Raw genomic sequence first — 12,159 nt, 5'->3', positions numbered from 1 at the left:
GTCGGTTATACCTGATCCGTCATGACCGGCTCCAGCAGCCGCTTGGGCTTCAGCAGCGCCCGGCCGACCGGATCCGCCGGGTCCGGATCGAGTCCGGGGCCGGGTTCCATGAGGACGTCGGCGGGGGGTACGAAGGTGGCGCAGGCGGGGCATTCGCCGTACGGGCCGAGTTCGGTGCCGCACTCCGCGTGCCGGAAGACACGCACCACCGCCCTGTCGTAGTGCACGCGGCCCCAGCGGCCGAGCGAGCGGAGGACGGGCCACAGCTCGGTGCCGCGTTCGGTGATGACGTACTCGTCGCGGGGCGGGGACTCCTGGTAGCGGCGCTTTTCGAGGATGCCCTCCTCGGTGAGCATCTGGAGGCGGGCGGCGAGGACGGCCCGGGGGATGCCGAGGTGGGTGAGGAAGTCGTTGTAGCGCCGTACGCCGTAGAGCGCGTCGCGGACGACGAGGAGCGTCCAGCGCTCGCCGACGATCTCCAGCGCGCGGGCGATCGAGCACTCCTGTGTCGCGTAGTCCTTGCCCAGTGCCATGTCCTCCACCTCAGCCAGCTTGCGACAGGTTAGTTCAATGACCGAACCGACCTGCTACGGTACTCCACATGACTAGGTTCAATGAACGAACCCTCCCCGAGGTGCGTAGTACGCCACCCGGGCAGAAGCCGGTACGGGCAACCGCGACCCTCGCCCTGACCAGCGCCGCCACCGCCGTGGCCCTCATGACGTACACCGCGCCGATGGTCACGCTCCCCGACATCGCCGCCGCCCTGCACACCCCGCTCTCCGCGCAGGCCTGGCTCCTCAACGGCACCCCGCTCGGCCTCGCCGCCCTCCTGCTGGTGGCCGGCAGCCTCGCCGACGACTACGGCCGCCGCCGGATCTTCGTCGCCGGCACCCTCGCCCTCGGCCTCACCACGATCCTCGGCGCCTTCACCTCCACGACCTGGCTGTTCACCCTGGCTCGCATCACCCAGGGCGCCGCCAGCGCGGCCCTCCTCGCCAGCAGCCTCGGCCTCCTCGTCCACGCTTTCCCGACCCCGGCCGGACGGCTGCGGGCGACCGGCGTGTGGGGCGCGTTCGTCAGCGGCGGTATCGCGGTGGGGCCGCTCGTCGTCGGCGCGATACCGGACTGGCGGGTGGCATACGTCGTTCTCGGCGCCGCCGCTCTCGTCGTCGGCGCCCTGTCGGTGCGGGCCCTGTCCGAGTCCCGCGCCCCGCGCGACGGCCGCCCCGACCTCGCGGGCGCCGTCACGTTCGGGCTGGCCCTGGTCTCCCTGGTCGCCGCGCTGACCCTGGGCCGGGACGGCTGGCTGCGGGCGCCCGTGGGGCTGTTGCTGCTGGCCACCGTCGCCCTGCTGGCCCTCTTCGTCGCCGTCGAACGGCGTACCGCGACGCCGATGATCGACCTCGGGCTGCTGCGCCGTCCCGGTTTCCTCGCCTCCTCCTCCGGCGGACTGTTCACGGGCCTCGCGGTGATCGGCCTGTTCAGCTTCCTGCCCGCCCTGCTCCAGAACACCCTGGGCATGTCCGCGATGGACACGGCCTGGCTGTTCCTGCTGTGGTCCGGGCTGTCCTTCGCGGTGGCGCTGCAGGCACGCCGACTGTCGGGACGGGTGGCCCCGCGGCACCAACTCGCCCTCGGTTTCCTGCTGCACGCGGCCGGAGTCCTCGCCATGCTGGGCGCGCTCGACGCGGGCTCCTGGACACGACTGCTGCCGGGCCTCGTGGTCGCGGGCGTGGGCAGCGGCCTGCTGAACGCCGCGCTGCCCCTGCTCGCCGTCGAGTCGGTACCGGCTCAACGGGCGGCCATGGGGTCGGGCGCACAGCAGACCTTCCGGTACATCGGATCGTGCGCGGGGGTGGCCCTGACCATCGCCGTCGCCACGTCGTCGGGGGCGGGGCTGGCGCGGGGTGCGGATGTGGCGATGGGGGTTTCGGCGGGGCTCGCGGTGGTGGCGGGGGTGTTGGTGGGGGTGCTGCGGGAGAAGGTGGCCTAGAGGGGCCGGGGAAGATCCGGGGGAAGATCCGGAGGCGGGTCGAGGTGGGTCCCTCTGGGGTTCGGGAGCGGTCGGGAGTCGTGCGTGGTCTTCCAGGCCGACCTCGGAGCACGGCCCTCTGCGGTCCCCTTCTCCTCCTGGCAGCCCACGGCAGTCACGGGCGGTCCCAGGGCAATCCTGAGGAGCGGCCCTCGACGGCTCGTTCCGGATGTCGGCGGCCCACGCCAGTCACGGGCGGCGACCCAAGGCGGTCCTACGGCAGGGAGCTCAACCCGGCGATGGCCGCCCGGAGTCGCCGGCTCACGTCAGTCACCAGCGCCGTTCGACGATCTTCGCGTGCAGGAGCGTGCCGGCGAGTTCGATGCGCGGACGCGACTCGGCCGCGGTGTTCCTGGGGCGGATCCTGACCTCGGCGTAGGTGAGGTTGAGCCCGTCCGTGTCGATCACGATGTCCCGCGCGCCGACGATGACCAGCTTGCCGTGCACCATGTCCGTCTGGATGCGCAGGACGTCCGAGGTGATCGCCGCGTGGGTGAAGTCGAGGGTGACGCGGCACAGTTGCGTGCGCAGCTCGATGCGTGCGGGCACCGACCAGACCCCCCGCCGTACGAACTTGCCGCCGTGCTGCTCGACCACGAGCACGTCCTTGCCCCGGACCGCGGGCGGGACCGGCAGATCGGCGGTGAGCTCCGCCAGCTCGCCGAGCGTCCGGGCCGACAGCGCGCTCTCCAGCCGGCTGTCGAGTTCCTCGGCGTCGAGACGGCCGTCCCCGGCGGCGACCCGCAGCACCTCCACGACACGGTCCCGGTCCTCGTGCGAGGCCCGCAGATGGGGCAGGTCGTCCGGCATGCGGCCACGTTAGCGACACCGCGCGGGGGCCGACCAGCCGTCGGCGACCGCTGCCGGCCGTTCCCGGCGGGCGCATGTGTGTCTAGCGGGGCCGCATCGACGTGAGCTTGCCCCAGACCACCAGCCGGTACCGGGACGTGTACTCCGGTGTGCAGGTGGTGAGCGTGAGGTAGTAGCCGGGCTGGCCGTACCCGCGGGAGGGGTGGACCGTCGAGCGGGGGATCTCGCTCAGCACTCCCGAGTCGCGGGCCGAGGTCTGGGCGAGGGTCTTGTCCACGGCGTACGTGTAGACGGCGTCCCTGGTCTCGACCTCGATGGTGTCCCGGGGCGCGAGCCGGTTGAGGTACCGGAAGGGCTCGCCGTGGGTGTTGCGATGCCCGGCGAGCGCGAAGTTGCCTGCCTGGCCCGGCTGTTGGGTGCCGGGGTAGTGGCCGACGTATCCCTTGTTGAGGACGTCCCTTTTCCCGATGCCCTCGGCCACGGGGACACGGAGGCCGAGACGGGGGATGGTGAGGATGGCGTAGGCCCGGGACCAACTGGGCTGCGTCCGGCGGGTGGTGGCCGACCGGCCGTCCGGTGAGGTGCCCGTGCGGGAGGTCTCCTCGGACGCGGCCCCGGGATCGGGAGCTTCGGGATCGAGGGCTTCGGGATCAACGGCTTCAGGATCGGAGCCCTCGGGCCCGGAGACGGCATGTGAGCCGCCCGCCCCGCTCCCCCACTCCCGCTCTAGCGCCTCCACCTGGCGCTCGGCGCCCCGCCTCGCCTCCTGATTGGTCCACCACAGCTGGTGCACGACGAGGAGCAGCAGCAACACCCCTGCGGTGACGAGGAGTTCGCCCCCGGTCCACAGCACGCGCCGCCGACGGGCGTTCCGGCGCCGGGTGCTGTGCTGCACGACGGGGACCCTCATGGCCGTACACCGCCCTCCGCCCGTGCACGCCGAACCTCACCGGGCCGCACCATAAGCGCTGCCCCCTCAAGTCACCAGAGCTGCGACGGGACGCCGTCGGGACCCTCAGGACGGTCGCGGATGCGAAGGCAGTGGTGGCGCCCCTCGTGGCAACCGTGCCGTACTGACACCGCGGGCCTGGATGCTTCCTGGCGGCCTCGGTCTCGATGATCGGCCTCCCGGGCGCCGGGATCGCCGCGACGCTGCCGGGCGGCGGCGGTGGCGATGCCCTCGCTGCCGGAGAAATGCGTCAGATCCGTGCACCGGATGAAAGACCCGCGGCCCGCGACCCGCAACCCCGGCCCGCCCCGGCCGGTCGGTTGGCCGGCCGGCCGGCCGTCACCAACCACCACCCCTTCTCATAACCGTTGGAGAAATAGAAATCCGGATAGAAAGAAAGCGCTGTCACACCTCTCGACAACCCCACGCACCACACCCGATGCTTCGTGATGGCACGCGGGGGAGGCGAGGGCGAGCCACTACGTCTTCAGCTCGACTTCAGCTCGACTCCCTGTTCAGGGACAGGGAGTCGGGCCCCACGGAGAGGCGGAGAAGGACAGCCATGATCCGACGCAGAACGCTGCTGACAGCCGCAGGAGGCACCCTCCTCGGCAGCGCGCTGGCGACGGGCACCGCACGCGCGGACGCCACGATCGCCGTCAACCCCGGCACGTCATACGGCACTTGGGAGGGCTGGGGCACCTCCCTCGCCTGGTGGGCCAACGTCTTCGGTGCCCGGGACGACTTCGCCGACCTGTTCTTCACCACCAGGTCGACGACGTACAACGGCACTTCGCTCCCCGGCCTCGGCATGAACATCGCCCGCTACAACCTGGGCGCGTGCAGCTGGAACACGGTGAGCGGCGAGTCGATGGTGACCTCCGCCAACATCCCCGCCTTCAAGCAGATCGAGGGCTACTGGCAGGACTGGAACAACGAGGACCCCGCCTCCTCCGCCTGGGACTGGACCGCGGACGCCACCCAGCGCGCGATGCTGACCAAGGCGGTGGCGCGCGGAGCGACGACCGAGCTGTTCGCCAACTCGCCGATGTGGTGGATGTGCCTGAACCACAACCCCTCCGGCGCCTCCGACGGCGGCAACAACCTCCAGTCCTGGAACTACCGCCAGCACGCCTCCCACCTCGCCGCCGTCGCCCTGTACGCCAGGAACAACTGGGGCGTGAACTTCGCGACCGTCGACCCCTTCAACGAGCCCTCGTCGTCCTGGTGGACCGCCACCGGCACCCAGGAGGGCTGCCACATGGACGCGACGGTCCAGGCGGCCGTACTGCCCTACCTGCGCAGCGAGTTGAACAACCGCGGCCTGTCGGGCGTCCGGATCTCGGCCTCGGACGAGACGAGTTACGACCTCGCCCGCACCACCTGGAACTCCTTCAGCGCCACGACCAAGGGGTACGTCAACCAGGTCAACGTCCACGGCTACCAGGGCTCGGGCGGCCGCCGCGACCTGCTCTACACGGACGTCGTCACCACTTCCGGCAAGAAGCTGTGGAACTCCGAGACCGGCGACAGCGACGGCACCGGCTACACCATGGCCTTCAACCTCCTCTACGACTTCCGCTGGCTGCACCCGACGGCCTGGGTCTACTGGCAGGTCATGGACCCGACCGCGGGCTGGGGCGTGATCAAGTACGACGCGAGCACCCTGCAGGCAGGCGCGATCGAGCGGAAGTACTACGTGCTGGCCCAGTTCAGCCGCCACATCCGCCCCGGCATGCGCATCCTGGACACCGGCGTCAGCTATGCGACGGCGGCATACGACGCGACGGCGAAGCGCCTGGTCATCGTGGCCCTCAACACCTCGACCTCGGCCCAGACCCTGACCTTCAACCTCTCCAACTTCACCACGGTGACCGGCGGGACGGGCGGCCTGGTCCCCCGCTGGAACACGGTGACGACGGGCGGGGACGCGTACCGGTCGTACTCGGACACGTATCTGAGCGGGAAGTCGGTGGCGGTGCCGTTCGCGGCGAAGGCGGTGCAGACGATCCAGATCGACGGGGTGACGATCTAGCCCGGTCAGCCTCGTCTCCGGTCGGAGCGCTCGGGGACCTGACCCCCGGCCGCTCCGACCGGCACCACGAAGGTCCGCTCACCCATCGGCCCCGGGCACCGCACCCTCCTGCCGGTGGTGCTTGTACAACTGCCAGGCCGTGACCCCCACGATCGCCACGAGAACACCGGGCACGACCCAGTACGGAACACCGATCCACACGGACACCAGCGCCACGACGAGACCGGCGATCCCCGTGACGATCAGCAGCGTCCTGCCCAGCGGCCGCCAGGTGAGGGGCGCGACATCGCGAGGCCGGACGATCCGCACCGCACCGAACCAGAGCCCCAGAGCGGCGACCAGTTCCAGGAACGTGCCGACGCCGACCCCGAACTGCGGCTCGTCACGAGGCGCGTCGGAGGTGTTCTGCCGCAACTCCCCCTTGCCGACCGTCATGACCTGCCCCCGCCAGACGGTGCCGGTCACCCGGTCCCCCGGCACGAGCCGCTCGAGCACCGGGTCCGGGTCACCGAAGGACACGGTCCCGTTCCAGACGGAAGAGCTCAGGGTCGCCGTATAGCTGGAACCCTTCCCCCGCTTGTCGTTCTTCGTCCGCTCGACGACAAAGGCAACGGTGAGCACACAGTCCTCCGCTGCCTCCGCCCTCGCTCCCGCCTCCGTCTCCGTCTCCGTCTCCGCCGGACCGAGGCACGGCTCGGCGGCCAGATAGTCCTGACGCCGCTCCATGTCGGAGGGCACCCAGACGGAGAGCACGAGATACCCGCCGAGAGCCGGCACCAGCGACAACAGGACGAGCAGCAACCCGGCACCCCGCACCCGCGCCGCAGACCGCGGCTCCGTGCCTGAAACTCCCGTCACTGCCACGCCGCACCCCCGAGCCCGTACGTCATCGTCGTACCCCCCCGTGTCATGCCCGCGCCCAATGCCTGCACCCTACAGAGACCGGCTCGGCCCCGACCGAGCACGAGACCGGACCGGACTCCCCCTCCCCGAACGTCCTGGCCTGCGTATATCTCTCCTCTGTCAGCCAACGGCAGTACGGTGTCCCCCATGCGCCCCGACACGCCTGCCGAGAACGTCGACCACACCGCCGAAGCGGCACGCCTGGAGCGAACCGCCGGCCTGTATCCCGAGGACGCCGAAGCCCTGCTCCTGCAGGCCGCGGCCCACCTGGAACTCTCCGGCGACCGCCCCGCGGCAACCGCCCTCTACGACCGCCTCCTGGCAACGCAGACCGGCCTGGAGAACCCCTATCTGGTACGGGCCCTCAAGGCCTCCAACCTCTGGGAGTACGGCCACGAGGCGGAGGCCCGCGCCATCATCGACGGCGTCCGGGCGGCATCCCCCCAGGACCCGGCACCCTGGGTGATCGTCGCCGAGGCCCTGGAGGCGCACGACGAGCTGGAAGCGGCCCAGGAGACCTTCACGGAGGGCGCCCGAGCACTCCTGACGGAGGGCACTGAAGCCCCGTACTCCACCCACCCCCTCCTCTTCGGCCGCCACCGCGTCCGCCGCATGCTCGGCGTCGGCCACGACGAGTGGGACATGCTGGCGGACACCCTCCACACCTCCCCCGTCCCCCTGGACGAACTCCACGACCCCAAGCGAGTCTGGTCCCTGGGCTCCGACAACCCGGCGGAACTGGCGGCGGAGATCTCCCGCATCCGCGCGGAACTGGGCACCTACCGCGAGGCCCTGTCCCGCCCCTTCCCGGTGGCGGTCCTCCACTGGCCCGCAGAAGAACTGACAGAACTGGTCACGGCCTACCCGTCCCTGTCCGAGGAGTACCCCTCCCACGACCAGCACCTCACGACGATAGAGGCCTCCCTACGGGAACTCGCCGCCTCCGGCACCCCCAACCTGGGCATCGTCACAGGCACGGTCCCCTCCTACGAGGCCTTCGCCGCCTCAGAGGGCGCCTCCCCGGCGGACGGGGCACTGCTCCCGCAGTACGCGACGACGCTGGCGGCCCGAGGCCGGGCGGTGGCGTGGCCGCCGCAGCGGGGGGCGGTGTGCTGGTGCGGGTCGGGGCGGGTTTATGGGGAGTGCCATGGGGTGGGGGTGTAGCGGCGGGCTCGACAGGGGGCGGTGGCTGAGGTCGGTCGGTGGGGTCGGTCGGGGAGACCGGTCGGTGGGGTTGGACGCTGAGACCGGCCGGTCGGTGAAACCGGATGGTGGGGCTGGCCGCTGAGATCGGTGGCCAGCGGGGGGAGGGGACCGCACATGTCCCAGCCGGGTCTGACAGTCGCGTTACTGTTCGCCGCCCTCTGGCTGGGCACCGGCCTGAAGATCATCCACGTGGCCCTCCACAACCACCGGGGCCTTCGCCTCCTGGGCGTCCCGGGCACCCGCGCCAAGGGCGAGGTAGTCCGGGGCCCCCGCCGCGAGGGCCCCACGCTCCACCCCGCCCAGGTCCGCTACCAGGCAGGCCCGAGGGCCCAGACCTACCGCCGGGCTCCACTCAACGCGGAGTACGTACTCGACCTGGAGGTCGGCCTCCAGGTCACGGTCCGCTACGACCCGGAGGACCCCCGCCGCATGGTGGTGACGGGCACACACAAAACAGCCGGCCCGGTCTCCAGCCTGTGGAGCGGGGTGGGCCTGTGCCTCTTCGGCGTCGTCCTGGCGATATGGGCGTTTGTGTGACGCGAAGGCCCTTCCGGGCTCACTCCCGATAAACGGGCGGGGTGTTCGCGTATGTGTGCCCGGTCGGGGAGGTCCAACTCGCAATCCCACTATGGGGATCCCGGGTGACTCGCCACCCCGGATGATGAGTCTTGAGCCGATGATGCCTACGACACAACGGCTGCAGATTCTCCGGGGTGGTCTGTCCACCACGCTCCGGATGCCGATGATCAAACGGCTGCACATGATCCAGATCGCACCGATGGGCGGGCATCCGACAGCTGGGGAAGGCGCAGTACTGATCCCGGGAAAGAACATGCCGCTCCGTCTCAGCGGTGGGCCGATAGCTGGTCGGATCGGTCTTCACCAGCAACCCGGTCTCAGGCTGGGTCAACAACCGCCGCCACACACTCCCCGGCGCGAAGGCCAACTCCCGTGCCTGTCCAGCGGCGATGGGCCCGTACCCCTTGAGCTCAGCAGGCCCGTCCTCCGCCCCCGACAAGATGTCGAAGGGAACGGTCACCTGCACCACCACCGAGGAACGCCCACCCCGAGCCTCCCCGGCAACCGAAGCCCCAGGCTGATTGACGACCAGGTCGAACAGGGCATCGGCCCGCTTCTGCTCCAGAGTCCGACCGTCCCGCTCGTACCCCAGCGCACGCGCATCCACGGCCTGCTCCATGAGCGCGGCCTGCTGAGCGGGCAACACCGCACCGAACAACGCCATGCCGTCTTCGTCCGGTCGATGCGTGACCCTCCGCTCCCGCACCCTCACTTGATGCCGCGCTTCAGCCCCCTGCGGATCGGCACGATGAATCGCCCGACGCAACGCAGCCCGAGTCTGCCCGACCGCCAACGAAGGCATCTTCTCTACAAGAACGGCCTCAACCTGCCCAGCCACATCGTCGTCCACCACGTCCAGCTGCTCGGCCACAACCATGGCCTGCAGATAGGAAATCCGCCCCTCCCCCAACAACCGCGTCGTCGCCTCATGCCGCCCCACGAGCGACGTCGCGGTATTCAGCCGCTGCGCAGCGGTCTGATTGGCCAGCCTCAACGCACAGGCAACCTCTTCAACGGCCCCATCCCAGGAGGCCGAGAAGACATCACTGAGAGTCCCACCCGCATCAAGGACCACAGCCTCGGGAGTCTCGGTGGAGGCAGCGACAGCAGCCAGCACCTCAACTTGCTTGGCCTGCAACCAGGCAAGGTGCTGCTCGATCACGACGAGCGCATCAATACGCCCCCGCGCACTCATCCGTCCCGGATCAAGCCCATCAAGCTCAGCCGCAGTCAGAGCACTTGGCGACCGCTCCTGCAACGAAGCAACCCACTCATCCGAAGGACCACCGAAGCCCCCCACACCCTCAAGGTTGCTCACCCCAACCACAGACACACCACTCACCCCCCAACCAGATCAACACACCCATTATCGCTCACTCAGAGTGATAATCCCAGGTCAATCCCACACACGAACGAGTGAATCACCCCCGAACAACCACCCGCCCGCCCACCCCGACCCGCAGCCCCACCACCAACCGCCACCCGCCGAACACACCCGGCGCGCCCCCACCCCCAACCCGCAAGCCGCTAAACCAACCCGGCGTGCAGGCGAGACGAGACCGCGCCCACCCAACCCCGGACCACACCCCAACCAACCCCACCCCCAACCCACCTGGGGGCCACCCATCCCCCCAGGCCGCCCGCTCGCTTCTACCCCGTGATTCCACGGCCCGGGTCAAGGGTGGTCCGCAGGACCATCGCCGAAGGCGACGCGACCGCAGGGAGCGCCCTTGATGCGGGCCGCGGAATCACGACACTGGCAAGGAAGCGGGCGACCCAACGGCAACCACAACAAGGACAGAGGCATCCGCGCCTACTACCACCCCCAGCGCTCCACACCATCCAGACCTGGGCATCGCCGCCCGACCGCTCCGCAACTCACGCGGCGCACCCCACGCACCACAATGCGCAAGCCAGATAAGGGATTTATCGACCCACTTCAACGTTCTACCTCCTCCTATGTCCCACCTTTGCAGTACGGTCACATCCACCGTCCTTATCAAGGGGCTGACGTCTTCGGAACGGCCCTGACCTGTGCATTTCGAGGAACCAATGCCTTACGAGCCCGGCACCGTCTGGCAGTACGACGTCCCCACCACGGGCAGCACGCATCTGCCTCCGGACGCCGGCTACGGCAGAGCACTGACCAACCAGGGTTACGGCTTCGAAGTCGCCGTAGCGGACCTGATCGACAACTCGATCGACGCGGGTGCGGACAAGGTCGTCGTGCACTTCCTGCGTGACGCCGAGCGGATCCTCACCCTGCTGATCATCGATAACGGCAAAGGCATGGACGAGGCCGGCCTGGACGACGCGATGACGGTCGGAAGACGCCGCGCCTACGGCGACCACGCCCTCGGCATGTACGGCACCGGCCTGAAGGCCGCGTCCCTCTCCAACGCTTCCTCCCTCACCGTGGTCAGCCGCACGAAGCGCAGCCGCGCCGCGGGCCGCCGCCTGACCGCGAAGGGGATCGAGGACAGCTTCCGCTGTGACACGGTCGATCCCCGCTACGCCCAGGATCTCGTCGACCGGTACGACGGCATCATCGAGTGGCACGGCACGGTCGTACGGTGGGACCAGGTACGCGCCTTCGAGACCGTGGCGCCGGGCCAGAGCGACCAGTTCCTGTCCCAGGCGATCGCCCGCCTGGAAACCCACCTCGGCCTCTACCTCCACCGCTTCCTGCAGCGCGGTCTCCAACTGGACATCGCGGTGTGGGACGTGAGCAGCAGCGCGGACGAGCTCGGCGAAGAAGTGGACCACATCGCCGTGGAAGCACTGGATCCCTTCGGGTACAAGGTGCCCGGAAGGAAGGGATATCCGCGACAGTTCACGGCGCCCGTGGAGGGCATCGGGGACACGCGTCTGACCGCCCACATCTGGCCGGCCAAGTCGAAGCAGGCGGGCTTCCGGCAGATCGGCGCGCTCGCGGAACGCCAGGGTTTCTACTTCTACCGGAACGACCGCCTGGTCCAGGCAGGCGGCTGGAACGGCCTGCGCAACCCCGAAGGGCACCTCGCACTGGCCCGGGTCGCTGTGGATCTCCCCGCACACGAGAACAGCGTCCTGAGCCTCGACGTGAAGAAGGAACGGGTCACGGTCACCCCGGCTTTCACGCTCGGCGTGGACAAGGCGGTGGACTCCGAGGGCAACACCTTCCATCAGTTCCTCGGTGACGCCGAGGCCGCCTACCGGGACGGTTCAAGGCGCACCGAGATCGTCCGCAAGCCGGTCACGCCTCCCGGCAAGGGAATCGATCCGAAGGTCAAGCGGGTGATCAAGGAGGAACTGCCGGAGAAGGGAGGCGAGGAACCGATCACGTTCACCTGGGCAGCGCTTCCCCGCGATCGCTTCTTCGACCTCGACCGCGAGAACAACACCGTCATCCTCAACAAGGACTACCGCGAGGACTTCAACGACGGCAGACGCGGCGGCGCGAACGACGCTCCGGTCTCGAAAACCCTGCTGTACCTGCTTCTTGAGGACTGTTTCGGACTCGGACGCTGGGAGCGGAGCCGCCAGGACCGCGTGGACTACTGGAACACCATCCTTGTGGCTGCCGCGGAGGCACATCGCCTACGGCGCAAGCAGACGTTCTGCTGACCGCCGCACGGCACCCTCCCCGACTCCCCTCCCCGC

Annotated in this window: 10 protein-coding genes; 5 read left to right on the top strand and 5 right to left on the bottom strand. The window is 69.5% G+C overall.

Going from position 1 to position 12,159, the window contains the following annotated elements; genetic code table 11:
• Positions 1 to 5: 5 nt before the first annotated feature.
• Entirely contained in the window at positions 6 to 533 is a 528-nt protein-coding gene (locus PH203_RS11980) for a helix-turn-helix domain-containing protein (RefSeq protein ID WP_289919663.1), read from the bottom strand.
• A 68-nt stretch (positions 534 to 601) separates the two neighbouring features.
• On the opposite strand from PH203_RS11980, the gene PH203_RS11975 reads away from it, so the two are divergent.
• Positions 602 to 1,996 carry an MFS transporter gene (locus tag PH203_RS11975; protein ID WP_289919660.1) on the top strand — a complete coding sequence of 465 codons (1,395 nt, stop codon included), beginning with the start codon at positions 602 to 604 and terminating at the stop codon, positions 1,994 to 1,996.
• A 309-nt stretch (positions 1,997 to 2,305) separates the two neighbouring features.
• On the opposite strand, the gene PH203_RS11970 is transcribed toward PH203_RS11975, so the two are convergent.
• Positions 2,306 to 2,845, bottom strand: coding sequence for a DUF1707 domain-containing protein (locus PH203_RS11970; RefSeq protein ID WP_289919658.1), 540 nt, complete (start codon positions 2,843 to 2,845; stop codon positions 2,306 to 2,308).
• Between the two features lie 82 nt (positions 2,846 to 2,927).
• Positions 2,928 to 3,755 carry a class E sortase gene (locus PH203_RS11965; protein WP_289919655.1) on the bottom strand — a complete coding sequence of 276 codons (828 nt, stop codon included), beginning with the start codon at positions 3,753 to 3,755 and terminating at the stop codon, positions 2,928 to 2,930.
• 601 nt (positions 3,756 to 4,356) lie between these two features.
• Here PH203_RS11965 and PH203_RS11960 point away from each other — a divergent pair.
• Positions 4,357 to 5,829 carry a beta-1,6-galactanase gene (locus tag PH203_RS11960; protein WP_289919651.1) on the top strand — a complete coding sequence of 491 codons (1,473 nt, stop codon included), beginning with the start codon at positions 4,357 to 4,359 and terminating at the stop codon, positions 5,827 to 5,829.
• Between the two features lie 78 nt (positions 5,830 to 5,907).
• Here PH203_RS11960 and PH203_RS11955 read toward each other — a convergent pair whose 3' ends face one another.
• Entirely contained in the window at positions 5,908 to 6,687 is a 780-nt protein-coding gene (locus PH203_RS11955; RefSeq protein WP_289919647.1) for a hypothetical protein, read from the bottom strand.
• 192 nt (positions 6,688 to 6,879) lie between these two features.
• Between PH203_RS11955 and PH203_RS11950 the strand changes: the two genes are divergently transcribed.
• Together PH203_RS11950 and PH203_RS11945 are read left to right on the top strand one after the other, a co-directional pair.
• The gene (locus PH203_RS11950) at positions 6,880 to 7,896 is read left to right on the top strand and encodes an SEC-C domain-containing protein (protein WP_289919645.1); all 1,017 of its coding nucleotides are present in this window, start codon (positions 6,880 to 6,882) and stop codon (positions 7,894 to 7,896) included.
• A 156-nt stretch (positions 7,897 to 8,052) separates the two neighbouring features.
• Positions 8,053 to 8,475, top strand: coding sequence for a DUF3592 domain-containing protein (locus PH203_RS11945; protein ID WP_289919644.1), 423 nt, complete (start codon positions 8,053 to 8,055; stop codon positions 8,473 to 8,475).
• Between the two features lie 19 nt (positions 8,476 to 8,494).
• Here the strand turns inward: PH203_RS11945 and PH203_RS11940 are convergent, their stop codons facing one another.
• On the bottom strand, positions 8,495 to 9,835 hold the full coding sequence (locus tag PH203_RS11940; RefSeq protein ID WP_289919642.1) for an HNH endonuclease signature motif containing protein: 1,341 nt from the start codon (positions 9,833 to 9,835) through the stop codon (positions 8,495 to 8,497).
• Between the two features lie 734 nt (positions 9,836 to 10,569).
• Here PH203_RS11940 and PH203_RS11935 point away from each other — a divergent pair.
• Positions 10,570 to 12,123, top strand: a complete 1,554-nt coding sequence (locus tag PH203_RS11935) for an ATP-binding protein (protein WP_289919641.1) — start codon at positions 10,570 to 10,572, stop codon at positions 12,121 to 12,123.
• Positions 12,124 to 12,159 lie beyond the last annotated feature (36 nt).

This window comes from Streptomyces sp. S.PB5, assembly GCF_030403745.1.
Lineage (GTDB): Bacteria > Actinomycetota > Actinomycetes > Streptomycetales > Streptomycetaceae > Streptomyces.
Note: the sequence above shows the minus strand (reverse complement) of the source record. Positions and strands in the feature narration are given on the sequence as shown.

Coding starts and splice junctions, on each gene's coding strand:
- PH203_RS11980 (WP_289919663.1), bottom strand. CDS start 533: ATGGCACTGGGCAAGGACTACGCGACACAGGAGTGCTCGATCGCCCGC.
- PH203_RS11975 (WP_289919660.1), top strand. CDS start 602: ATGACTAGGTTCAATGAACGAACCCTCCCCGAGGTGCGTAGTACGCCA.
- PH203_RS11970 (WP_289919658.1), bottom strand. CDS start 2,845: ATGCCGGACGACCTGCCCCATCTGCGGGCCTCGCACGAGGACCGGGAC.
- PH203_RS11965 (WP_289919655.1), bottom strand. CDS start 3,755: ATGAGGGTCCCCGTCGTGCAGCACAGCACCCGGCGCCGGAACGCCCGT.
- PH203_RS11960 (WP_289919651.1), top strand. CDS start 4,357: ATGATCCGACGCAGAACGCTGCTGACAGCCGCAGGAGGCACCCTCCTC.
- PH203_RS11950 (WP_289919645.1), top strand. CDS start 6,880: ATGCGCCCCGACACGCCTGCCGAGAACGTCGACCACACCGCCGAAGCG.
- PH203_RS11945 (WP_289919644.1), top strand. CDS start 8,053: ATGTCCCAGCCGGGTCTGACAGTCGCGTTACTGTTCGCCGCCCTCTGG.
- PH203_RS11935 (WP_289919641.1), top strand. CDS start 10,570: ATGCCTTACGAGCCCGGCACCGTCTGGCAGTACGACGTCCCCACCACG.